This is a genomic window from Pseudomonas sp. (assembly GCF_041601375.1).
In the GTDB taxonomy this organism is placed as follows: Bacteria; Pseudomonadota; Gammaproteobacteria; order Pseudomonadales; family Pseudomonadaceae; genus Aquipseudomonas.
The window spans coordinates 1-22,731 of the sequence record NZ_JBFIIG010000058.1; the positions used below are offsets into that span (position 1 = coordinate 1).

Sequence of the window (22,731 nt, forward strand, 5' to 3'; positions counted from 1 at the left end):
GCCTGCGGTCGAGCGGGCGGAAATCATCGGCGCGCGCGGGCCCTTCGACCTGGACGGCGAGCGCGCCCTGTTCGCCCGCCTGCAGACCGATGTGCTGATCAGCAAGAACAGCGGCAGCCAGGCCACCGAGCCCAAGTTGCAAGTCGCCCGCGAGTTGGGCCTGCCGGTAGTGCTGCTGCGCCGGCCGAGCCTGCCGCCGGTGCAGCGCGAGTTCGCCAGCCTGGATGCGCTCTGGCAGGTGCTGCAGGAGGCGGGCTACGGCGCTGCCCAACCTAACGACCCCGACCCCGTAGGGTGGGTTAGCGACGCGGGATGCCGACCGTGAATCCACATGCGACGGTGGTGCGGCGCGTAACCCACCAGACCATGGACCGCGTTGCGCCCATGGTGGGTTACGCCGCATCGCCAATGCTGTGTTGTTCGGCAACAGCGCATGCGGCTAACCCACCCTACGCAAACGCATCGCCTGCTAGACTGCCGCCCCGCTTTGGAGGCCGCCATGACCACGCCCGTTTCGCCCTACGCCCGCATTCTCTTCGTCGGGCCCGACCTTGCCCAGGGTTCCTTTGCCGAGCTGTTCCGTCAGCGCCTGGCGGCCTTGCGCGGCACGGCGGCGCTGGCCGATGTAGTCGACACCACGGCCGGTTACGCCGGGCTTTGGCAGCGGGTCGCCGAGGCTGAGCGGCCGTTGCTGGTGATCGACCTGGAGCCGCAGAGCAGCAGTGCCCACCTCGACTGGCTGCGCAGCGAGCTGGGCCGGCAGGCCGAGCCCGAGCAGCTGTTCGTCGCCAGCGCCATCGGCCAGAGCGAAGGCCTGCCGGTCGAGGCCGCCTGCGCCCTGATCGCGCGGCCGGAGCTGCACCTGCCCTGTGTCGGCGTGGCCGAATTGCCGGAGCGCCACGCCTGGTCGCAGATCCCGCCGCACCACTACCGCGTGCTGCTGTGCAACGGCCCGCGCTGCACCCGTCGCGGCGCCCTGCCGCTGTGGAAAAGCCTGCGCACGCAGCTCAAGGCCGCCGGCAAGCTGGAGTGTGAGGGGGGCGTGCATCTCACCCGGACCCAGTGCCAGTTTCCCTGCGACCAGGGGCCGACCCTCAGCCTCTATCCGTCCGGCGTCTGGTATCAGATTCGCAGCGAAGCGGATGTGTGCAAGCTGGTGCAGCAGCAGTTCGTCGAAGGCCGTGAAGTGCCCGAGCTGTTGATGCCCCGGGACTGAGAGAATCCGGCGGGCTGTCGCTTTGCTCCGAACGGAACGCCGCCCGAACCGCCCCTCGCCTGGACCGCCCTTCGCTCCGAGCCGAACGCGGCGCAGCTTGCCGCGAACGCCTGAAGACGCTCTCGCTACAGCGTTCGATATTTTCACAACCGCCGATAGCCGCCTTGGCATCGGTGCCCGATACCCGCCTGCGGCTAGGGCAGCACCCCGAGCAACGTCCACAAGCGGCGCGCTTCGGCGTCGGAACTGATCAGTTCGGCCAGCAGGTCGCGTAACGGTTTCTGTCCCCATTCCACTGCGCGGTTGATCAGGTAGGGCACCGGGCTGTGGGGCTCGGTCTTGGCCAGGTACTCGGCGATCAGCGCCAGTTGCCGATAGGCCTCGTCGCGACTGCCAGGGGCGCGGCCCAGGGCGACCGCCGGGGGCGCTTCCTCGGTGAAGAAGGGCGATTCGTCTACGGCTGGCTGGGGCGGGGTGGCGGGATGCATGGCGAGGAACTCCTGCATAAGCGTGGTCAACTGCTCGATGGTCTGGCGTAGCGGGGTGAAGGAGGGCGAGTCGAAGGCCAGCTGGATATCGCTCCAGGCCTCGAGCCTGGCCAGGGCGGCGCGGCTTTCCGTGAGCCAGAGGAGGTTCTGGCGAAATTGCACGCCGGGCAGCATGCGCAGGGCGTCGTTCAATTGCCGCTGGGTGGTCTGCGCGGCTTCCCGTTCCGCCTTGGCCTTCTTGCTGTCGCTGCCGATCAGCAGGCTGCGCTGCAGTTGTTGCCAGTCGGCAAAGCTGAACTTGGCGAATTCCTGGCCCACTTCGCCGAGCAACGGCACGCGGATCAGCAGCACCTCGGCATAACGGCGGACCAACCATTCCAGCGGGCTGGAGCGCCAGGACAGGTCGCCGTCCTGGGGTTGCGGGTGCAGCTCGTCGGTGAAGCGCTCGCAGAGGTTGGCCAGCAGGTTCAGCCCCGCGGTCAATCCGGCGAAGCCATGGCGGTGCAGCCAGGCCTCGCCGAGCCAGACGGCGACCATCATGTCCTTGCTCTTGTGGCTGAGAATTTCGTTGGCCAGGCGCTCCACGGCGATCCAGTCGGCACGTTTCAGGTCGGCTTGCCAGACCCCGCTGGGCAGGCTCTCGTCGTCTTCGCGGCGGGCTTCGCGCAGGCTGTCGTATTCCGGATGGTGACGGATATTGCTGCCGCAGGGCTGCGAGCCGGTGATCGGCTCCAGCAAGCCCGCGGCCTGAAGGGCGACGGCATCCATGGGTATGGGCTGACTCCTAGGGTTCGATGGTGGAGAAGGAGGCCGGCCAGGGGGCGGCCGACGATATCGCCAGGGTGGCTGCCGGGGGGCTGGAAAAGGGCGATGCCGGTGCCTTGACCGGCAGCGGCGCTATGGCCAGCGGCGCCTTGCCGCTGGGGTTCATCAGGGCCACGCGCATGAACATCAGCGCATGGTTGTCGCTGCTGTGAGGCGCGTAGACCGGCAGGCGGAACGCCAGCGGGGTCTCGCTGTAATCGATGGTCGCCAGGCGCTCGAAGGCGACGTGGGTACGCAACAGACGCAACAGCGCCCAGGGCCCCTGGTATTCCCAGCCGGCTTCGTATTCGTAGACCGCCAGTGTCGTTTGCAGCGGATCGTCCGCCGGTCGCTGAGTGGCGTTTTTGGCCCAGCGCAGGGCCAGCTTGACCGGTTGCCCGAGCGTCCAGCGCAGGCGGTGATTGTCCTCGCCGGGATAGCTGATCTGCTCGCTGCCCGCAAGCATCGACCACTCGATCACCTGGTCGGCACCCTGTTCGGCGCCGCGGTCGGTGCGCCAGCGTACGTCCAGGTCGATGCCCTTGATGCCGTCCTGATCGCGCTGGAACAGTGGATCGAGCCAGACCCTGGCCAGTTGCAATTGTTTGAGGAACGCTATCGCTGTCGGCGCATCTGCGGACAGGCTTTGCGCCAGTCCGGTTTGCGCCTGGTCCAGGTTGTCGTCGAGCAGTTGCAGGAACAGACGCACCCGGTCGGGGTCGGCATCCGCGGCATTGAGGCTGAAGGCGAAGGGGAAGCGTCCGGCCAGGTACTGGGAGAAATAGCTCGACAGCTGGTTCCAGGCGGCGGCGGCAGTCTGTTCCTGCAGTTGTGCACAGCGTTGGGCAGCCAGGCCGGCGACGTCGCGGGCGCGCTGGGAGAACGCGTCCGTTCCGCTGGGCAGCACGGCCTCGCCGAGGACGGTACGGCAGTTGCTCAGCTCCATGCTGTTGAGGCTATTGGCGAAGCGTTCGAACAGTGCCGGTGCGCTGTTGGGGTTCTTGTCGGTGTATTTCTGCAGCTCCACGGCCATCGCCTGCCAACGTTCCAGCTGTTCGACGTTGCCGGCCGCCAGGCTGGTGCGTTGGGCCTGCAACCAATCGAGCGCCGGGGCGATACGGCTGTGCAGGTCGGCGACCAGGTTGGCTTGCGCGGCCAGGTATTGCTGCATGTCCTGGGCGGTGGCCGAGCGATAAGCGCGCAGCCCGGGGTTCTGGCTGCCGTCCCACCAGGCGAAGTCACCACGCAGCGGTTGGTACAAGGCAAGCGCTTGCAGCTCGGCATTGGCGTTGCCGAGATCCTGCAGGGCGCGGCGATTGAGCTCCAGCATGAAGGCGTCGGCCATGTCCGCATGACCGAGGGTGCGAAAGGCCGCGGCCACCTCGCTGGCATCCTGCGCCGGCACGTTGAAGGCGCGGTTGCCGTGCAAGCCGACGGCGGCGTTCGGTTTCAGCGCGGTGAACAGCCTCCAGAGCGTGATCGCGGTGCTCGATTTGGCGCTGGCGGTGAGGGCGCCACGGTATTCGAAAGGCACCTTGGCGACGCCTTGTTCGAGATAGCTGCGGTAGCTGGCGATATAGCGTAGGGCGCTGTGTAGGCTGTCGCCGTCGATGCCGCGCAAGGGCTCGCCACGGTGGGCCAGGCCGTCGCTGGCCAGCGCCGCAGCGGCGAAATCCTGGCGCAGCAACATGTCGATGGCGATATCCAGTTTGGCCATGCTGGGTTGAAATTCGATGCTACCGCCGCTTTGCTGACGCAGGATGCTGTTATGCGGATCGTCCTCGTCCAGCCATTGATCGCGGAACACCTTCTGCAGGCGGATGGCATGGTCTTGTGTCTGATCGACCATGGCCGGGCCGATCAAGCTGCTTTGCCGGGCCTCATCGAGCATGGCGGAATAACCTGGCGTCAGGTCCTGGCCGGAACCGCGGCTCCAGGCGGTATTGGTGGCCGAGACCATGCGCCGGAGTTGGATGATGTTCAGGCTCAGTTCTTCCAACTCGAGAATCGAATTGCGTTGGCCGTTCTGCAGATATTGCAGATGACGCCTGACTTGTCCGGCGGTGCTGCTGAAGCTTTCGTCGGCGAACAGACGGTCGAGCCACATACGCATCAGTTGCACGAAGTGTTTGCCGGTGTCCTGGCGAATCGAGACCAGTTCCACCGGGCTGGCCAGGGCTTGGCTGGAGCGCGCGAACAGCCAGTTGTAACGGCTGTGCAGGGGCAGGCGCTCTGCATTGAGTTCGAGTTCGAGCAGCTCGCCGGACAGCCCGGCGGCATCGTCAAGCGGGCTTTTGCTGCCAGCCAGCATCAGGTTGAAGCGCGCGCTTTGCTTCTCCAGGGCGATCGCCTGGTCCAGCAACTGACGGGCGCGCAGGTAGCTGGGCCATGCTTCCGGCGATTCGGCGTCGCCGCCAGCGCCGCGCCGGTGACCATCCACGCGCGCGGAACTCACCGCTTCCATATCTCGTTGCAGGCTTGCATACAGCGGTTGATAGAGGCGCTCGCTGGCCAGCTGGCGCAGGTGTTGGCGCAGTCGGGGGTCCAATGAGGAAAAAAACGAACTGGGCAACAGCACCGAGGAGTAACGCCAGCGTGGCGCTTCGTCCAACATCGTCCAGAATGCAGAGATGCTTCGCCGGGCGCCGGCGTCGTCGCGCAAGCCGGGGCGGTGGTCGGTCCTGAGTTCGTGCAGCAGGCCTGCCAGGGTATCGGCGTCCTGTCGTTCGACCTGCCACAGCCAGAGCATGCCGACCAGCCAGAACAGCCCGAGCACGGCGGCGCTAACGCCGACCACCCGCTGCCAGCGCCGGCGCAGGTGGAGGATGCGTGGCACCGGCTGGGTCAGACCCTGTTCGGCCAATACCCGCCGGCGCAGCAGGCGGCGGACGAACAGCGGCTCGCGCGGCAACTCTTCGACCTCGGTCAGCGGGTCGGCGTCGACGCCGAACACCGGCATCGCTGCGCAGAAATAAATCCCCCGTAGCTGCGGCGCCTCACCCAGGGCGCTGCCTTGGAACACCGGATCGCAGAGGGTTTGCAGGTTGCTGCGAATGGCCTCGAACTGGCGCGGCAGCAGATAGAGCGCTTCTTCGGTTTTGCCGGACAAGACCCCCAGTTCGGTGATCTCCTCGGACAATACGCGCACCAGTTGATCGATGGCGATCTCGCTCCATTCCGGATGCCAGGCGGTGCCCGGGGGGAATGGCGAGGACCAGCCGAACACCCGGTCGCGTGCGTCCTCGGGCAGCGCGTCGGCCAACTCTTTGATCCCGGGCAAGGTTTCCAGGCCGGTCAGCAATAGATAAACCGGTACGCTCAGGCCCAGCCGTTGCAGCATTTCATTGAATTTACGTCGCGCCGCCAGACCGGCCGCGGCGGCCTGGTCGGAGGCCCACAGCCGTTCGGCCGGTACCGTCCAGATCACCGCATCGAGTGGTCGGCCGGCACGCATCATCACCAGCATGCGCAACAACCGCCACCAGGCGGCGATCTGCACCAGTGCACCTTCGCCGTGACTGAACATGGCGCCGGGCACCGCCAGCACCGCGACATCGCTGTCGTACCACCAGCGGCCGAACCAGCCGGGTTTGCCCGAACTGGACAGGCGCCAGGCGCGACACAATTCGTCGGTTCTCTGTTCATCGCCGAGGAGCATGATCCAGGGGGTCTGGTAACGGTCCTTGATGCCGAGGTCGCCCTCCATCTGCTGCACGGCCAGATAGCAGCTGCGCGCAGCGCCGTCGATGCGCCCGCGCAGCCACAAGGCCAGTGCTGTCAGCAGCGCCAGGAGCACCAGTACGCCGAGCACCAGCAGGACTATTTCCAGGCCGCTCATGCCGCTCATAATGGATGCTCCTGGCTGCTGCCGGCTTGGTAAAGAATGGGTTCCAGGTGCTGAGCGATATCGCGCCAGAACAGATGGCCGATGCCTAGAATCAGCACCAGCCCCAAGCCGATGAACAGACTCAGGCGCAAACCGTCGGGCAGCATGCGCCGCATCGGTAGCCGGCCGGGCGGCGCCATCGCGGGTTGTTCGAGCATGGGCCCGACCCGCCGGGTGTCGGCGTCGCGTTGCCAGGCGAAGGCGAACAGCGCGTGCCGCCACTTCTCATGCAGGACCTGTCCGCGGGCGCCGCGCAGACGCCCCTGGAAGCCCAGATTCAGGCATTGCAAATAGACATTGGCCAGATCGCGGGTGGCCGGATCGGACTCGCCGAGCAGTTTGTTGATCGCCCGCGGAATCCGCTCGCCGGACGCGCGAGTATTGAACAGACGCGATTCCAGCGGTTGCTCCTGCCATTGCCGACGGCCCGGCCAGGGGTTGAACAGCATGGTTTCGTCGAGCAGGGCGACAAAGGCGTAGACCATGGCCTTGGCTTGGCCGCCCGGCGCATCGCCGACCGCCGCGTAGGCATCGCGCCACAGCCGGCGGGTCAGCCGGCTCGCCTCTGCCGCGGCTTGGGCGACCGCCTGTTCGGCGCCTTCGGTGGTAGTGGACAAACTCGGCCAGGTATCCAGCCACTGGGCCCAGGCTTTGCCGAAAGCGGCGCTCAACGGCGCTTGGTTCATCGAACCGATGCGCAGGCGCGATAGGCTATCTGACATGCGTCGGCCTCACTCGTCGGCGCTGCTGTTGGCGTCTGACACGAAGAGCACCACTTCCCAGGGTTCGACCTCGCTGCCGCCGCCAGGCACCAGGATACGCAGGCGCTGGCTGGGGTCGAACCACTCCCGCGCCCCTTGCAGAGCGAACAGCCGGGTGTCTTCGCCGACGCTGTAGGCGATCTGTTCGCTACGGCTCAGGGGTTGCTGCGGCATGCCGTGCATGCGCTGCCGGGCGAGGGTGACTATGTGCGTTTCGGAGGCGACGATGGCGCTCTCCATCCATTGGCTGGCGGCGCGTTCGCCGACGCCGGCGGGCATGCGCAGGCCGATCACCAGACGTTGCCAGGACTCTTCGCGCACCGGCAAATCGATCCAGAAACCATGATTGTCGCGGGCGAACGGCATGCAGCGGTAACCGGCGCGCAGCAGATCCAGGGTGGCATTCAACCAATCCAGCACCGGCGCATAACCGGCCAGCAACTCTTCGTATGCCAAGGGGGTGAAGGCCGGCACCCCAGCCAGCGGGTTGAGCGTGCACAGCGAACCGGCCATACCGTTCAGCAACTGGTGCAGGTTCGCTGGCGCGGCGACGCGGCTACCCAGCGCCGCTTCGACTTCCGGCAAACGTGCCCAGAGGGCGGCGAGCAGGCGGCCGATTTCCTGGCAGTCCTCGGCATTGCCGGCCTGCTGCGCCTGGCGCAGGCGCCCGGCCAGGTATACGCATTTTTCCCGGGTGCGGGCACAGAGCGCGGCGACCTTCTGCCCCAAGAGCGATTCCGGCAGCACCCGCGCGGTCGGAGCCACATAGGGGATACGCGCGTAGCCGCCGCCCTGCTTGCCGATACGCAGCAAGGGCAGGCAGACCGAGTCGGCCTTGTTGCTCTCGCACACCAGGTGCAGATCGGCGCGCCAGACGTTGATCGGCTCGGGAAACTGGCCGCTGGCCAGATCCGGCACCGGCTCGCTGTCCACGGACTGGAAGCGTCCACTGAGAGGCGCCAGTTGCCCGGCGCGATACAGCGGCGCGATGGCCAGGTAAACGGTGGTCATGCATTGCGGCGAGGCGTCGATGGCTTCGATGACATCCAGCTCCAGCCCCCGGCGGCTGGCTGCATCGAAGCCGACCGGCAAGCCATCGGGGAGAATCGCTTCGAGGGCGGTGATGCGCACCTTGCCGCTGCTCAGCGCCGCCTCGTCCACCTCGAGCAGGTCGATGCCCCAGAACCATGGTTGCGCCGCAGCCGCCTGGCGCGCGGCCAGGGTTTCCGCCCGCAGGCCCTGCAACTGGAAATGTTGAGGCAGCAGGTGCATGCCTTCATGCCAACAAATTGCATCCGGTATGCCGCTCATGCCGCGCCCCCTCCGACGTCCATTCTGGGTCTTGCAGGGAGGGTTCCCCCTGCGTGTCCGTGCGCTACTCAGCGTTGAGCGGCGTCTCCGAGCAACCGCATATTCTTGCTTTCGAAACGCAGCCAGACGGTCTTCTGTTGATCGAGGCGCAGTCTGTGCGTACCGGGATTGTTATAGCCGGCATACACCAAAAGTCCAACCGCAGGGTTGCCAGCCATGGGGATGTCACGCGACTCCATGAACTGGCCGGGGACCAGTTCCAGGCTCCACACATCGATGGCCTTGAGGTGGTCGCGGCGCAACTGTTCGCGCTGCTCGAACCATTGCTTGGCCGGGATCGACAGCAGCAGGGTGAACAGCTCAGGATCCTGCACCGCGACGAAATCCACGGCCAGGGGCGTGTCTCTGTTGGCCTGCGGCGCTACGTCCAGGGTCAGTGCGCGCAATTCGACCGAGGGTTGAAAAAAATACGAACAGGAGGTCAGCAGAGGGAACAGGCCCAGCAGCAGGGCCGCAGAGGTGAAACGTCCAGGTTTCATGAGAATCCGTTAATCAATGAATTTGCTTTTTTATAGACCTGTTCTAGCGTCTTGGGTAGTTCGCCGACAGGACGAATGAAGGATCGCTACCGTCCGGCTCAGCCAGTCGGTCGCGATTCGCAAGGAGCGCGATGGGGAGGGAAACCTAGACATTGCGTGCACGCTCAATGTCTGGAGTAAGGGCAGGATCATGGCTGAAAGTACCCAACACAAGCTCGATCGAGTACGTCCCCCACGAGTGCAAATCACCTACGACGTCGAAATCGGCGACGCCATCGAGAAGAAGGAGTTACCCCTGGTGGTCGGCATTCTCGCCGATCTGTCCGGTAAGCCGGAAACCCCCCTGGCGAAGATGAGCGAGCGGCGCTTCGTCGAGATCGATCGCGACAACTTCAACGAAGTACTCGCCTCCACCGCCCCGCGCCTGGCCGTGCAGGTCGACAACAGCATCAGCGGCGACGGCAGCAAACTCAATGTGGAACTGAATTTTTCCCATTTCGACGACTTCGATCCGGTCAACCTGGTCAAGCAGGTGACCCCGCTGCGGCGCCTGTACGAGGCCCGCCAGCGTCTGCGCGACCTGCTCACCAAGCTCGACGGCAACGACGATCTGGACAAGCTGCTGCAGGACGTGGTGGCCAACACCGAGGGTCTGCAGGAAATCAAGGCGGCTCGCCCCGAAGGCGCCACGCAGGCCGCGGAAAGTGCCGAACCCGCCGCCGAACCCGCCAGCGATGCCGCCGACCAGCCAGACGAACCCCAAGCCTGATCATTCCGGAGAGAACTAGCCATGGCCGAACCAAAACCCGGTGCGCAGGGCTCGACCGAGTCCACCACCCTGACCCTGCTCGATCGCATCGTCGCCGAAGGCCGCATGGCCCACGACGACAGCCAGCAGGCCTATGCGCGCGACATGCTGGCGGAGTTCGCCACCCAGGTGCTCGATGAAGGCATGGTGGTCGACAAGGACACCGTGGCCATGATCAACGACCGCATCGACCAGATCGATCAGTTGATCAGCAGCCAGCTCAACGAGATCCTCCACCACCCCGAAGTGAAGAAGCTCGAGGCCTCCTGGCGCGGCCTGCACTTTCTGGTGATGAACACCGAAACCAGCACCCGCTTGAAGCTGCGCCTGTTCAACGTGACCCAGAAGGAACTGTTGAACGACCTGGAAAAAGCCGTCGAATTCGACCAGAGCGTGCTGTTCAAGAAAGTCTACGAAGAGGACTACGGCACCTTCGGCGGGCATCCCTTCAGCGTGCTGATGGGTGACTTCGAATTCGGCCGTCATCCGCAGGACATCGCCCTGCTGGAGAAGCTCTCCAACGTCGCCGCCGCCGCCCATGCGCCCTTCATCGCCGCTGCCAGCCCGCGCCTGTTCGACATGAGCAGCTTCACCGAACTGGCCGTGCCGCGGGATCTGGCCAAGGTCTTCGAAAGCCTGGAGCTGATCAAGTGGCGCTCGTTCCGCGCCAGCGAAGATTCACGCTACGTGTCGCTGGTGCTGCCGCATGTGCTGCTGCGCCTGCCCTACGGCCCTGACACCCTGCCGGTGGAAGGCATGAACTATGTGGAGGACGTCAACGGCACCGACCACGGCAAATACCTGTGGGGCAATGCCGCCTGGGCGCTGACCCAGCGCGTCACCGATGCCTTCGCCAAATACGGCTGGTGTGCGGCGATTCGCGGCGTCGAGGGCGGCGGCGCGGTCGAGGGTCTTCCGGCGCATACCTTCACCACCAGCGCCGGCGATCTGGCGCTCAAGTGCCCGACCGAGGTGGCGATCACCGACCGCCGCGAGAAGGAGCTGGATGGACTCGGCTTCATTTCCTTGTGTCACAAGAAGAACAGCGACCTGGCGGTGTTCTTCGGTGGCCAGACCACCAACCTGGCGAAGGTCTACAACACTGCCGAGGCCAACTCCAATGCGCGCATCTCGGCGATGCTGCCGTACGTGCTGGCGGCCTCGCGCTTTGCCCATTACCTCAAGGTGATCATGCGCGACAAGATCGGCAGCTTCATGACCCGTGACAACGTGCAGACCTACCTCAACAACTGGATCTCCGACTACGTGCTGATCAACGACAACGCGCCCCAGGAGATCAAGGCGCAGTACCCGCTGCGCGAGGCGCGGGTGGATGTCAGCGAGGTGGCCGGCAAGCCCGGAGCCTACCGTGCCACCGTGTTCCTGCGGCCGCACTTCCAGCTCGAGGAACTGACCGCTTCTATCCGTCTGGTGGCAACCTTGCCGCCGCCAGCCGCCTGAAGTCCGCCGCCGGCCGGTGGCCGGCGGTTTTTCTCCCGCAATTCTCTTCTTCATAGATTCAGGAGCTGCACGCGATGGATGCGATCATTCTCGACCTGGGCGCGGATATAAAAGGCGACAGCCTGCTCGAAGGTTTTGCCGACAAGATCGAATTGATGTCTTACAGCCACAACGTCGCCATGCAGGTGACCAACGACGTCAGCAACTCGGAGCGCACCTCCGGCCGTCCCCACATCGGTGAGTTCACCCTCACCAAGTTCATCGACACCTCGACCCCGACCCTCAACGAATACTGCTGTTCCGGCAAGCCCATCAGCGAAGCCAAGATCACCCTCGGCCGTAACGCCGCCGAGGGCAGTGGGCAGATCCTGCCATTCATCGTCTACACCCTGTCCAACGTGGTGCTGTCCAACGTCAGCGTCAGCGGCGGTACGGGCGGCAAGCCGGTGGAGACGCTGTCGCTCAACTTCACCAAGATCAAATGGGAACTGACCGCGCAGAAGGACGACGGCACCAAGGAAGGCACGGCCGCATCGACCTGGGATATGGCTGCCAACAAGGTCGTCAAGTAAGCGGTGGTCGCGTTCCGGCAACGCAGCCGGGCGCCGTTGCTCGATCGCCTAGCCTCGCAGGACGAGGCCGGGTTCGGCCAGGCCGCGGTCTTCGATCGCCAGGCGCTCAGCGAATCGGTGCGTCAGGAGCTGCTGCGCCTGCTCAACACCCGCCGCTCGCTGCGTCCACGGCTCAAACAATTGACCGTGATCGACTATGGCATCGCCGACTGGAGCGGCCTGTATGCCGACCGCGGCGACGACCGCCGCAAACTGGCGCGGGAGGTCCGTCTGGCCATTGCCCAGTTCGAGCCGCGCCTGCAACTGACCGAGGTGGACGTGCAGCCGCTGGACGGCAGCCGCCATGCCCTGCGCCTGCGCCTCGCCGGACACCTGCGCGGTGGCAACGAAACCTGGCCGGTGGCCTTCGTGATGGATCTGGCCGACGGGGTGGTGCATGAGCGATTCGATTGACGAGCAACTGCTGGATTACTACCAGCGCGAACTGACCTGGCTGCGTCAGGCCGGCGCCGGCTTCGCCGAGCGCTACCCGAAGATCGCCAGCCGCCTGGAACTGTCCGCCGGCGAATGCCCCGACCCGCATGTCGAGCGCCTGCTCGAAGGCTTCTCGCTTTTGTCTGCGCGTCTGCAACGGCGCCTCGACGATGGCTATGCAGAATTCAGCGACGCCCTGCTCGAGCAACTCTATCCGCTGGCGTTGCGGCCACTGCCGTCCTGCGCCATCGCCCGCTTCGAACCGGATCCGAGCAAGGGCAGCCTCAGCGCAGGCTATGCCTTGCCCCGCGACACCCCGCTGTTCGTCACGACCGCCAGCGGCGACAGCGTGAATTTTCGCAGCGCTGCCACCGTCACCCTCTGGCCCTTGGAAGTGGCCGACGCGGTGCTGCTCGACACCGAGGAGACCCAGGCCCTGACCGGCGCCCCCCAGGCGCGCGCGGCCCTGCGCCTGAGCCTGCGTTGCGTGGGCGAGGATCCGTGGAGCGCGCTGCCGATCCGTACTCTGCGGATTCACCTGGCCGGCTCGCCGGTCACCGCCGCGGTGCTCTACGACCTGCTCTGCGGCAATGCCTTGCACAGCCTCTGCGGTCTGCCCGGCAGCCAGCCGCGCGCCGTCGCCGGGCGTCCCGAGCCGGTAGGCTTCGGCCCCGACGAGGCCCTGCTGCCGGACGAGGATGGCCTGCATCCGGGCCTGCGCCTGCTCGCCGAATACTTCGCCTGTCCGGAAAAATTCGCCTTCTTCGACCTGCCCCTGTCGATTCCCGCCGACGCCGGCGAACTGCTCGACATCTATATCCTCCTCGACCGCATGCCTTCGGCGCGGGTCAGCCTGCGCCCGGAAGACATCGCCCTCGGCTGCGCGCCGCTGATCAATCTGTTTCCGCGCACCTCCGAGCCGCTACGCCCGGACGGCACCCGCAGCGAGTACCGGCTGATCGCCGACGCCTACCGCGAGAACAGCGTGGAAATCCACAGCATCCGCAACCTGCGGGCCGGCGCCGGCCAGCGCGCGCAACTGGTCGCACCCTACTACGCCTGTCAGCACGGCATGGGCGAAGGCCGGCTGTTCTGGCATGCGCGGCGTATCTCCGGGCGCAATCCCGGGCGGCACGGCACCGACATGCTGCTCAGCCTGGTCGACACCCACTTCAACCCGGCCGTGGACATTCCCGACTACAGCCTCACCGCGGAGCTGCTGTGCACCAACCGCCATCTGGCGGAAACCCTGGCGGCCGGCACCCGTCTGGATTTCGAGCGGCCGGGGCCGGTGCTGCGCGTCAGCCTGCTGCGTTCGCCCCATGCCCAGTCGCTGCCGGCCCTGGGCGGCGCCTCGCGCTGGCGTCTGGTGTCGCAGCTGAGCCTCAATCACCTGTCGCTGGTGGAAGGCGAACAGGCCCTGGCCGCGCTCAAGGAAATGCTCACCCTGCACAACCTGCGCGACGAAGCCGCGGCGCGGCGGCAGATCGAAGGCCTCGCCGGCATCGCCAGCGTGCGCATCGTCGAGCGGGTCGGCAGTGATGCCTGGCGCGGCTGGCGCAACGGTCTGGAAGTGCGCGTCAGCCTTGATCCGGCGCATTTCGTCGGCGCCAGCCCCTTGTTGTTTTCCGGGGTGCTGGCGCATTTCTTCTCGCTCTACGCCAATACCAACCGCTTCGTGCGTACCGTGCTGCTGCTTGGCGATAAGGAGATCAAGACATGGCGTCCCCAGGTCGGCGAACCGCTGTCCCTGTAGGCGAACGCCTGCGCGATGAGCCGCAGGCGTTCGAGTTGCTGCAAGCGCTGCTGCTGCTCGAGCGCGCCCAGCCGCAGGCCACGCCCCTGGGCCAGGGCATCGACCCGCGACGCGAGGCCGTGCGCCTGCGCGGCCCGCTGACGCCGCTGTTCGCCGCCAGTCAGGTGGCGCGCCTGGAGTTTCCGGCGCAGGCCCAGGCGGTGCTGAGCACCCCGGTGTTCGGCCTCGGCGGCCCGGACGGGCCGCTGCCCTACGCCTATCAGGAATGGCTGCAACAGCGCGCGCGACTGAAGGACCATGGCCCGGCGGAATTCCTCGACCTGTTCCAGCACCGCCTGCTCTCGCTGCTCTACCGCATCCTGCGCAAATATCGGGTGGCCATCGGCTTCGTGCCGCCGCAGGACAGCCCGGTGCAGGACCAGTTGCGCGCCCTCACTGGTTTGCTGCCGCGCCCGCTGCAGGGGCGTCAGGCGATTCCCGACGGGCTGATCGTCGCCCGCACCGCGTTGTTCGCCGGGGCCCGACGCTCCCTGGCCGGCTTCGAAACCATCGTCCGCCATCACTTCGCCGTCAGCGTGCGCCTCGAACAGTTCCAAGGCGCCTGGCGCGATATTCCCCTGGCCAGCCGCAGTTGTCTGGGCCGCCCCGGACGCAACCTGAGCCTCGGTCGCAGCGCCGTGGCCGGCAAGCGCGTGTGGGACGAGCATGCTGGAATCCGCGTGGTGCTCGGCCCACTGAACGGCCAGCGTTACCCGAGTTTCCTGCCGGACGGCGAGGCCCATGGCCAGCTGGCGGCACTGGCCGCCTTCTATTTCGGGCCCGATCTGGACTGCTCGCTGCGGCTGCTGATCAATGAAACCCCGGCGCTGACCCTGAGTCGCCTGGCGCCGCCGCGGGCCGCCTGGAACAGCTGGCTGGAGCGCCAGCCCAAGCGTCAACTGCGCCACATCGACATGCGCCTGTCCGCCATGGGGAGTGCCTGACTATGGATCTCGCCACCCTGGTCACCCGCCTCAACGGCGACTGCCGCCGCGCCCTGGAGCGCGCCGCCCAGCGCTGCATGCAGCGCAGCCACCACTATGTGGAGATCGAGCACCTGCTGCTGGAACTGTTGGATATCGAAGGCGGCGACCTGGCCTGCCTGTTGCCGCGCTTCGGCCTGGAGCGCGATGCCCTGGCCGCCGAAATCAACCTGGCGCTGGAGCTGTTCAAGGGTGGCTGCACCCGCACCCCGGCGCTCTCCAGCCAGACCGTGGCGTTGCTGGAAGACGCGGTGTTGCAGGCCAGCATGCAGAACCAGCCGAGCGTGCGTTCCGGGTTGCTGCTGCTGGCTTTGCTGGAGCGCGACGAACGCCGCGCGCTGCTGCTCAACAGCGCTTCCTCGCTGCTGCGCATTCCCCGTGACGCCTTGCGTGGCAATCTGCAGGAATGGTGCGCTTCCTCCCGCGAGAGTGTCGCGCCAGGCGCGGCCAAGCCGAGCCAAGGCGCCAAGGCCGGTAGCGAGTCGTCGCTGCTCGAGCAGTTCACCCAGGACCTCACCGAGGATGCGCGCAACGGCCGCATCGACCCCATAGTCGGGCGCGACGGCGAGATCCGCCAGTGCATCGATATCCTCCTGCGCCGGCGACAGAACAACCCGATCCTGGTCGGCGCCCCCGGCGTCGGCAAGACCGCGGTGGTCGAAGGCTTGGCCCTGCGCATCGCCGCCGGCGACGTGCCGCCGCCGCTCAAGGAGGTGACGGTGCGGGTGCTCGATCTCGGCCTGCTGCAAGCCGGCGCCGGGGTCAAAGGCGAATTCGAACAGCGGCTCAAGGGCGTGATCGACGGCGTGCGCAACGCCGACAAGCCGATCATCCTGTTCATCGACGAGGCCCACACCCTGATCGGTGCCGGCGGCGCCGAAGGCGGCAGCGATGCCGCCAACCTGCTCAAGCCGGCCCTGGCCCGCGGCGAACTGCGCACCGTGGCCGCCACCACCTGGCTGGAATACAAGAAGTACTTCGAGAAAGACCCGGCCCTGACCCGGCGCTTCCAGCTGGTGCAGGTGGAGGAGCCGGACGAGGCCACCGCCGTGGACATGCTGCGCGGCGTCGCCACAAAGCTGGAGCAGCACCACGGCGTCCAGGTGCTGGATGCAGCCATTCACGATGCGGTGAAGCTCTCCCATCGCTATATCTCCGGTCGCCAGTTGCCGGACAAGGCCATCAGCGTGCTGGACACCGCCTGCGCCCGCGTCGCCCTGGCCCAGCACGACGTGCCGCCGCCCCTGGAAAGCCTGCGCCACCGCCAGGTCGCGGTGCAGGACGAACTCGACCGGCTCAAGCGCGAACAGGCCACCGGCCTCGACCACGGCACGCGCATCGGCGAGCTGGACAGCGAGACCCTCGGCAACGCCCAGTGCATCCGCGAACTGGAAATCCGCTGGGGCGAAGAGCGTGAGGCGGTGCGCGAACTGCTGGACACCCGCCGCGAACTGCTGGCGCTGAGCGAAAGCGTCGATGCCAGCAAGCCGGTCAAGGAACTGGACAGTCGCATCGACCAATTGGCCTCCGAACTGGCGCGTCTGGAACATGGACTGGAAGCGATTCGCCAGGACGACCCGCTGGTGCCGGAACAGGTGGACTCGAAGATAGTCGCCGCGGTGATCGCCGGCTGGACCGGCATCCCGGTGGGCAAGATGCTCGCCGACGAAGCCCACGCCGTGCGCACCCTCGGCCAGCGCATGGGCCAGCGGGTGATGGGCCAGGACGTCGCCCTCGGCACCATCGCCCAGCGCATCCAGGCCTACCGCGCCGGCCTCACCGACCCGGCCAAGCCGGTCGGGGTATTCCTCTTGGTCGGCCCCACCGGCGTCGGCAAAACCGAAACCGCCTACGCCCTGGCCGACGCCCTGTACGGCGGCGAGCGCAACCTGATCAGCATCAACCTCTCCGAATACCAGGAAGCCCACACCGTCAGCCAGCTCAAGGGCGCACCGCCTGGCTACGTCGGCTACGGCAGCGGCGGCGTGCTCACCGAAGCGGTACGCCGCAGACCCTATTCGGTGGTGCTGCTCGACGAAATCGAGAAGGCCCACCCGGATGTGCTCGAGGCCTTCTACAACGTCTTCGACAAAGGCGTGATGGAAGACGGCACCGGCCTGGTGGTGGACTTCAAGAACACCGTGATGCTCGCCACCAGCAACGTCGGCGCCGAACTGATCCTCGACACCCCGGCCGAACAGATCGCCGGCGAAGCGTTCAATGCCCTACTGCGCCAAGAGCTGCTGCGCAACTTCCGCCCGGCCTTTCTCGCGCGCATGACTGTGGTGCCCTACCGCAACCTCGACGACGCCACCCTGGAAAACATCGTCAAGGCCAAGCTCAACAAACTCCGCGCCCGCTACAAGGCCGCGACCGGCAAACACTTCGACTTCGACCCCGGCATCGTCCAGGCGGTACTGGCCAAATGCAGCTCGGCGGGGGTCAGGGATATCGAGAATGTATTGATGACCGAAGTGGCGGGGAAGTTGGCGGAGTGGGTGTTGGAGTAAAAAATGTACGCAATAACAGATACACATTGCCACGCTTGCAATGTGTTAACAAAGGATAGTCATGCCCTAAGGAGAAGCTCTTATGCCAGATCCAATTGCCTTGGTCCGCAACCCTGAATGGATGGATGCTTCTACGCGGCCCGCCTGCAAATACTCTCCCGTAGTTGTTCACAAAGCGCAGACTCCCGGCGCCATCGTCAGCATGCAAGACGCGCTGAAAAAACGTATCGCTGTGTGCAAATCGATGGCCGGCGCCAAGAACGACACGTGGTTTTCTTTTTTGAGGGCGGGCCCCTCCCACGAACCGCACCTGCGATCCAGCAACGTGCCGGTCATCGTCATCAGCGGAGGAAGCGCGAAGAAACTCGCTATTGATCTGTGCAGTGACTACAGCCTGGCGTGGCACCCAATAAACCTGCGCAACGAGCCGCTCTATCTGTTGGTGCACAAACTTGACTTCAACAACTACGCCCAGGCGATGTCCCGAGTCATGGCGCAATTTCGCAATATGCATCTGATCGGTTGGAGCGGCGGGGGTATGACCGGATTTGGTGCCGCGCGCGCCGCCGCCCTGGCATTTGCCGATACGCTGCCCTACAGGCCACAGCGGATATTAATGATGGATCAGGATGTGATTCAAACCGAAGTCACTAGGCACACAAACCCGATTGTCCAGCGCCAATTGGACGGCATACACCAGACCAAACGTATTGCTGGCCTTGGTGTCGGCTACCCAACCCGCGTTCCGGTGCCCAAGCAAGTGTTCCCAAGGGAAATCAAAGCGGGGGACAGAGTCGTGGGAATACGCGAGCCGATACCGGCGCCAAACAAGCCAGATTTCAACTCGCCAGCCCAGCAATTTGTCTCCATTCAAGCCCCTTTTCGCAAGATCGCGCAAAAAACACCAGGCTTAGTAGCCATGGATGACGGCATCTATCCTGCCTATATGGTGGGTGGCGGTGAAGACATGCTCATGGGAATGCAACAGCAGCTAAACGAAGGAGACGAGAACGCAGCATTGTTGCCAGGTCGAATCTTGAAAAAGGCCCTTCCGGCGAAGCCGCAGGACAAATCAAACGAGTACTGGAACACAGCGCGCGTCAACACGCTCGCGGCGCTATATGCGGCGGAGAAAGACACCCGAATCGACTTCGAAGGTAAGTCCATGACGATAGAGTTGTTAATAAAGTACTTCTTTGATTTGGGTTGTCTCACGGACCTTAACGGGCCGGACGCGCACAATGCCTCCGCCTGCATTATCGAGCGCATTATCTTAAGGCTTCACAAGCTAGGGGCCTTCCCCGCTGACGTGGATGGCACTGTATTTAGCCACTAACGCTAGCAATGCACCCGGTGCCACCGTTATGCATTAGTAGCTATCCAATTGAGGCCTGCAATGTCCCGCCCCACCGACACATCGACCAGCCTGTCCCTAACCGCCACGGCGCTGAGCGATCTGTACCCGGAAAACTTCTCCGGCGAGGAAGCCTTGAACGGCCTCGGCAGCCTGATGCTGAACGGCAACAGCGCCACGGCCCTGACCCTGGCCGATGCGGTGGCTTCGCACCTGACCGCCACCCTGCATAACGACGATTTGCTGCGGCCGATCGATGCGCTCTGTGCGGAGATCCGTCAGCTGCCGGGCGATGCCACGGCCGAGCGCTACAGTCTGCTGCTGCGGCCCTGGTTGTGGTGGCTGACCCTGGCCAGCAATAACCGGGTGTTCCAGAATCTGGCGACCAGCGACATCGTCACCAGCATCTTCGACGAGCACGGCTTCAGCGATTACGACCTGCAGCTGACCGGCAGTTACACGCCGCGCGAGTATTGCGTGCAGTACGGCGAGAGCGATTTCGCCTTCGTCTCGCGGCTGCTCGAGGAGGAGGGCATCTTCTGGTTCTTCACCCACGCCGACGGCGCCCATACCCTGGTGCTGGGCGACAGCAACGATGCCTTTCCGCCCTGCCCGAACGCCAGCACCATCGCCTACTTCGGTCAGCAGATGGGTGAGCGCGAGCTGCATGGCATCCGCTCGGGGCAGATCTGCCGGCAGGCGGTGTCCGGCGTTTACCGCGCCACCGATTATGAGTTCACCACGCCGACCACCTCGCTCTATGGCCAGGCCGAGGCGGTCGCCGGGCCGTTGTCGGTGTATGAGCATCCTGGTGGCTATACCGCCAAGGCGCGCGGCGATGCCCTGGGCACGATGCGGGTGGATGCGCTGCGCAGTCAGGAAAGCCGCTTTATCGGCGAAAGCGATTGCCGCTGGCTGGTGCCGGGGCACAGCTTCACGTTGAGCGGCCACGAAGACGACACGGCGAATATCGAGTGGGTGGTGACCCAGGTCAGCCACGAGGCCAGCCACGAGCATTACCGCAATCGTTTCGAGGCGATGCCCAAGAGCACCAGCTACCGGCCGCCGCGCAGCACGCCCAAGCCGCGCATGCACACCCAGACCGCCATCGTGGTCGGCAAGGCTGGCGAGGAAATCTGGACCGACGAGTACGGCCGGATCAAGATCCAGTTCCCTTGGGACCGCACCGGCGCCAACGACGAGACCAGCTCCTGCTGGGTGCGCGTGGTGCTGCCGTGGAGCGGTAAGGGCTTCGGCATGCAGTTCATCCCACGCATCGGTCAGGAGGTGATAGTCACCTTCATCGACGGCGACCCGGACCGGCCATTGGTCACCGGTTGCGTGTACAACGGCGATAACGCGCTGCCCTATGCACTGCCGGCCAACCAGACCCAGTCCGGGATCAAGACCAATTCCAGCAAGGGCGGTGGCGGCTTCAACGAGTTGCGCTTCGAGGATAAGAAGGGCAGCGAGGAAGTCTTTCTGCAGGCGCAGAAAAACATGAAGGTCAAAGTGCTCAACGACAGCACCAGCACCATCGGCCATAACGAAACCCAGACCGTGCAAAAGGCTCGCACCCGCACGGTAAAGGAGGGTGACGAGACCATCACCCTGGAGCAAGGCAGCCGCACCGTCACCATTGAGCTTGGTAGCGATACGCTCGACGTGACCGAAACCCGTACGGTTAATGTCGGTAGCAACCAGACCCACAGCACGGGTGGAAACTACTCGCACAAGGTCTCCGGCAACTACGACCTGACCGTGAGCGGCAATCTGTCGATCAAGGTCGCCGGTACCCTGACCCTGCAAAGTACGGGCGATTTAACCGTCAAGAGCGATGCCAATCTCACCGCCCAGGCGGGCACGGCGCTGACCAACAAGGCCGGCACCGCATTGACCAATCAGGCCGGCACCACCCTGGACAACAAGGCCGGCACCACCCTGACCAACGACGGCGGCGTAAGTCTGATCAACAAGGCCAGCGCCGAGCAGACGGTGGACGGCGGCGGCATGCTGACCATCAAGGGCGGCCTGGTGCAGGTGAATTGATGGCGCGCGATCGGCATACCGCACAGCAGGCGTCGGCGTGAGCGGCGCCAATGGCACCTTCAACCTGCACCGCGGCGACCGCCAGCTGCGCGGCACGCTGCAGGATGGCAATCTGGATGGGCCGCTACGCGTCGACGAAGAGGGCCGGCCGCAGGCCAGCTTGAGCTATCGCCAGGGCGTGCTGCACGGTCCCTTCGCGCTGCTCTATCCCAACGGCAAGCCGATGGCGCGGATGAACTACGAGAACGGCAAACTGCATGGCCCGGCGACCTATTACGCGCCGGAGGGCTGGGTGCAGCGCCAGGCCAACTACCGCGGCGGGTTGCTGCACGGCGAGGTCAAAACCTTTTTCGCCGATGGCACCCTGGCCGAGTGGCAGCGCTATCACGCCGGCGAACTGCATGGCCTGCAGCAGCGCTTTCATCCCGACGCCAAGTTGTCCTGGCGGCAGTTGTTTCAGCAGGGCCAGGTCGCCGAGGCCGAGCAGCGGTTCAGCAAGGACGGTCGGCCGCTGGACGAAGAGGGCAAGCCGATTTCGCGCCTGGCCTGGTGGTGGCGGCGGCTGACCCAGGCGCCGGAGGCGTGACGATGAGGCTGGCGTAACGAGCGAGTGGCGGCGGATGAGAAGCCTGCCTACCGGTAAGGCTTGGGTAACTATCGATGGGTAGCGCTGCGCTCATCCTACGGTCGGCCGTGGGCGCGCAGGCACCTAGGGAATCAGCATCTGCACCTGGCCGGCGTAGCTGATGGTGATCACCCCGGCATAGCTGCACATCAGTGTGCAGTTGGCGTCCAGGGCCGGCATTTTGCCGATCAGGAACGTGGGGGCGCCGGGTATCCAGGGGCTGGCGGTGGCGGGGATGCAGGGCATCGGCGTCAGCACGCCGAGCGCCGCGGCGGTGGCGGCCGCCACGGTCGGGTTGGCCGGGCTCTGGCACATGCCGAACGTGGGGATGTTGACCAGCGGGATGTAATCCATGATGTTCGCCGCCGGCATGCTGGCGGTCATGGTGCAATTGGTTGGCAGCACGTTGAGCACCGCCGGGGCGACGCCGAAGCTGCAGCTCATGGTGGCGCCGGAGCAGACTTGCGGACAACCCATGCTTTTCTCCTTGGTGAGCACTCTCTGCCTAAAGAGCCTAGCCGGTTACCCGGCAGTGTCACGAATCGAAAGCATGGGTGCCAGCTTGCAGGCACAGCAAGGACTAGGCGTGCTCCTGGCTCTCATCAAAAACCTGTATGTCATTGACTCTACGGGTTATGACGCTTTTGTAGGAGCGGCTTCAGCCGCGAATTCTTCACGACACAGCCAAGGCTTCGCGGCTGAAGCGGAACGCCGCCCGGCCGCTCCTACGACAGGGGGGATGAGCACCCAGTTTGCTGCGCGACCGCGCGGCGTCGAAGACGGGGCGGGCACCTCCTACCGAAGGTGGATATCCAACGGCGCATCAGTGCCCATGCATATGCTCGATCAGTGCGCGCTGGCGGCTGGCCTGGCTGCTGACCTGGTCGGCGATCTCGCCGATGCGCAGGGCTTCGATCATGCCCTGGATTTCGTCGGTGGAGGCCTGGGTGCGCGGGGCCAGGGAGCGTACCTCGTCGGCCACCACGGCGAAGCCGCGGCCGTTGTCGCCGGCCCGCGCCGCCTCGATGGCGGCATTCAGGGCCAGCAGGTTGGTCTGCTCGGCGATGCTGCGGATCACCGCGAGTATCCCGCCGA

18 protein-coding genes and 1 pseudogene are annotated in these 22,731 nt (G+C 65.3%); 12 read left to right on the top strand and 7 right to left on the bottom strand.

Features of this window, described 5'->3' with window-relative positions:
• A partial coding sequence (locus tag ABZE94_RS10150; protein ID WP_372875404.1) for a precorrin-6A/cobalt-precorrin-6A reductase occupies positions 1–325 on the top strand: 325 nt, incomplete at its 5' end.
• Positions 326–499: 174 nt separating this feature from the next.
• Positions 500–1,216: a ferredoxin gene (locus ABZE94_RS10155; RefSeq protein ID WP_372875405.1), complete on the top strand. Its 717-nt coding sequence runs from the start codon at positions 500–502 to the stop codon at positions 1,214–1,216.
• A gap of 194 nt (positions 1,217–1,410) precedes the next feature.
• Here ABZE94_RS10155 and tssA read toward each other — a convergent pair whose 3' ends face one another.
• The 5 genes from tssA to ABZE94_RS10180 all read right to left on the bottom strand — a co-directional run bounded on the left by tssA (position 1,411) and on the right by ABZE94_RS10180 (position 9,005).
• Complete coding sequence (gene tssA, locus ABZE94_RS10160; protein WP_372875406.1) at positions 1,411–2,472, bottom strand: type VI secretion system protein TssA; 1,062 nt, start codon at positions 2,470–2,472, stop codon at positions 1,411–1,413.
• A gap of 16 nt (positions 2,473–2,488) precedes the next feature.
• Positions 2,489–6,355: a type VI secretion system protein gene (locus tag ABZE94_RS10165; protein ID WP_372875407.1), complete on the bottom strand. Its 3,867-nt coding sequence runs from the start codon at positions 6,353–6,355 to the stop codon at positions 2,489–2,491.
• On the bottom strand, positions 6,352–7,116 hold the full coding sequence (locus ABZE94_RS10170; RefSeq protein ID WP_372875408.1) for a DotU family type IV/VI secretion system protein: 765 nt from the start codon (positions 7,114–7,116) through the stop codon (positions 6,352–6,354). The genes ABZE94_RS10165 and ABZE94_RS10170 overlap by 4 nt, the downstream gene beginning before the upstream one ends.
• A gap of 9 nt (positions 7,117–7,125) precedes the next feature.
• Positions 7,126–8,466, bottom strand: coding sequence for a type VI secretion system baseplate subunit TssK (gene tssK, locus ABZE94_RS10175; protein ID WP_372875409.1), 1,341 nt, complete (start codon positions 8,464–8,466; stop codon positions 7,126–7,128).
• Between the two features lie 68 nt (positions 8,467–8,534).
• Positions 8,535–9,005, bottom strand: a complete 471-nt coding sequence (locus ABZE94_RS10180) for a type VI secretion protein (RefSeq protein WP_372875410.1) — start codon at positions 9,003–9,005, stop codon at positions 8,535–8,537.
• A 190-nt stretch (positions 9,006–9,195) separates the two neighbouring features.
• Between ABZE94_RS10180 and tssB the strand changes: the two genes are divergently transcribed.
• From tssB to ABZE94_RS10230, 10 genes are all read left to right on the top strand, one after another.
• A complete protein-coding gene (gene tssB / locus ABZE94_RS10185; protein ID WP_372875411.1) occupies positions 9,196–9,774 on the top strand; it encodes a type VI secretion system contractile sheath small subunit in 579 nt (192 codons plus the stop codon).
• 21 nt (positions 9,775–9,795) lie between these two features.
• Positions 9,796–11,274 carry a type VI secretion system contractile sheath large subunit gene (gene tssC, locus ABZE94_RS10190; RefSeq protein ID WP_372875412.1) on the top strand — a complete coding sequence of 493 codons (1,479 nt, stop codon included), beginning with the start codon at positions 9,796–9,798 and terminating at the stop codon, positions 11,272–11,274.
• A 74-nt stretch (positions 11,275–11,348) separates the two neighbouring features.
• Positions 11,349–11,846: an Hcp family type VI secretion system effector gene (locus ABZE94_RS10195; RefSeq protein ID WP_372875413.1), complete on the top strand. Its 498-nt coding sequence runs from the start codon at positions 11,349–11,351 to the stop codon at positions 11,844–11,846.
• Positions 11,847–11,882: 36 nt separating this feature from the next.
• Positions 11,883–12,299, top strand: coding sequence for a type VI secretion system baseplate subunit TssE (tssE, locus tag ABZE94_RS10200; protein ID WP_372875414.1), 417 nt, complete (start codon positions 11,883–11,885; stop codon positions 12,297–12,299).
• On the top strand, positions 12,283–14,076 hold the full coding sequence (gene tssF, locus ABZE94_RS10205) for a type VI secretion system baseplate subunit TssF (RefSeq protein ID WP_372875415.1): 1,794 nt from the start codon (positions 12,283–12,285) through the stop codon (positions 14,074–14,076). Before tssE ends, tssF begins: the two co-directional genes overlap by 17 nt.
• Positions 14,040–15,059, top strand: coding sequence for a type VI secretion system baseplate subunit TssG (gene tssG / locus ABZE94_RS10210; protein ID WP_372875416.1), 1,020 nt, complete (start codon positions 14,040–14,042; stop codon positions 15,057–15,059). The genes tssF and tssG overlap by 37 nt, the downstream gene beginning before the upstream one ends.
• A 2-nt stretch (positions 15,060–15,061) precedes the next feature.
• On the top strand, positions 15,062–17,608 hold the full coding sequence (tssH, locus tag ABZE94_RS10215) for a type VI secretion system ATPase TssH (protein ID WP_372875417.1): 2,547 nt from the start codon (positions 15,062–15,064) through the stop codon (positions 17,606–17,608).
• Positions 17,609–17,690: 82 nt separating this feature from the next.
• Positions 17,691–18,944: a hypothetical protein gene (locus ABZE94_RS10220; RefSeq protein ID WP_372875418.1), complete on the top strand. Its 1,254-nt coding sequence runs from the start codon at positions 17,691–17,693 to the stop codon at positions 18,942–18,944.
• A 60-nt stretch (positions 18,945–19,004) separates the two neighbouring features.
• Positions 19,005–21,011 (top strand): type VI secretion system tip protein TssI/VgrG, encoded by a 2,007-nt coding sequence (gene tssI / locus ABZE94_RS10225; RefSeq protein ID WP_372875419.1) that lies wholly within the window; start codon positions 19,005–19,007, stop codon positions 21,009–21,011.
• Between the two features lie 37 nt (positions 21,012–21,048).
• Entirely contained in the window at positions 21,049–21,597 is a 549-nt protein-coding gene (locus ABZE94_RS10230; RefSeq protein WP_372875420.1) for a toxin-antitoxin system YwqK family antitoxin, read from the top strand.
• Positions 21,598–21,720: 123 nt separating this feature from the next.
• Here the strand turns inward: ABZE94_RS10230 and ABZE94_RS10235 are convergent, their stop codons facing one another.
• The gene (locus ABZE94_RS10235) at positions 21,721–22,113 is read right to left on the bottom strand and encodes a DUF4280 domain-containing protein (RefSeq protein ID WP_372875421.1); all 393 of its coding nucleotides are present in this window, start codon (positions 22,111–22,113) and stop codon (positions 21,721–21,723) included.
• 423 nt (positions 22,114–22,536) lie between these two features.
• A pseudogene (locus tag ABZE94_RS10240) lies at positions 22,537–22,731 on the bottom strand (methyl-accepting chemotaxis protein); the annotation flags it as partial.

What these genes read in the sequence shown, in the direction of transcription:
- ABZE94_RS10195 (WP_372875413.1), top strand. Translation starts at nt 11,349, where the DNA reads ATGGATGCGATCATTCTCGACCTGGGCGCGGATATAAAAGGCGACAGC.
- ABZE94_RS10220 (WP_372875418.1), top strand. Translation starts at nt 17,691, where the DNA reads ATGCCAGATCCAATTGCCTTGGTCCGCAACCCTGAATGGATGGATGCT.
- ABZE94_RS10235 (WP_372875421.1), bottom strand. Translation starts at nt 22,113, where the DNA reads ATGGGTTGTCCGCAAGTCTGCTCCGGCGCCACCATGAGCTGCAGCTTC.
- tssF (WP_372875415.1), top strand. Translation starts at nt 12,283, where the DNA reads ATGAGCGATTCGATTGACGAGCAACTGCTGGATTACTACCAGCGCGAA.
- tssH (WP_372875417.1), top strand. Translation starts at nt 15,062, where the DNA reads ATGGATCTCGCCACCCTGGTCACCCGCCTCAACGGCGACTGCCGCCGC.
- ABZE94_RS10170 (WP_372875408.1), bottom strand. Translation starts at nt 7,116, where the DNA reads ATGTCAGATAGCCTATCGCGCCTGCGCATCGGTTCGATGAACCAAGCG.
- tssA (WP_372875406.1), bottom strand. Translation starts at nt 2,472, where the DNA reads ATGGATGCCGTCGCCCTTCAGGCCGCGGGCTTGCTGGAGCCGATCACC.
- tssC (WP_372875412.1), top strand. Translation starts at nt 9,796, where the DNA reads ATGGCCGAACCAAAACCCGGTGCGCAGGGCTCGACCGAGTCCACCACC.
- tssI (WP_372875419.1), top strand. Translation starts at nt 19,005, where the DNA reads ATGTCCCGCCCCACCGACACATCGACCAGCCTGTCCCTAACCGCCACG.
- tssG (WP_372875416.1), top strand. Translation starts at nt 14,040, where the DNA reads ATGGCGTCCCCAGGTCGGCGAACCGCTGTCCCTGTAGGCGAACGCCTG.
- ABZE94_RS10155 (WP_372875405.1), top strand. Translation starts at nt 500, where the DNA reads ATGACCACGCCCGTTTCGCCCTACGCCCGCATTCTCTTCGTCGGGCCC.
- tssK (WP_372875409.1), bottom strand. Translation starts at nt 8,466, where the DNA reads ATGAGCGGCATACCGGATGCAATTTGTTGGCATGAAGGCATGCACCTG.
- tssB (WP_372875411.1), top strand. Translation starts at nt 9,196, where the DNA reads ATGGCTGAAAGTACCCAACACAAGCTCGATCGAGTACGTCCCCCACGA.
- ABZE94_RS10165 (WP_372875407.1), bottom strand. Translation starts at nt 6,355, where the DNA reads ATGAGCGGCATGAGCGGCCTGGAAATAGTCCTGCTGGTGCTCGGCGTA.
- ABZE94_RS10180 (WP_372875410.1), bottom strand. Translation starts at nt 9,005, where the DNA reads ATGAAACCTGGACGTTTCACCTCTGCGGCCCTGCTGCTGGGCCTGTTC.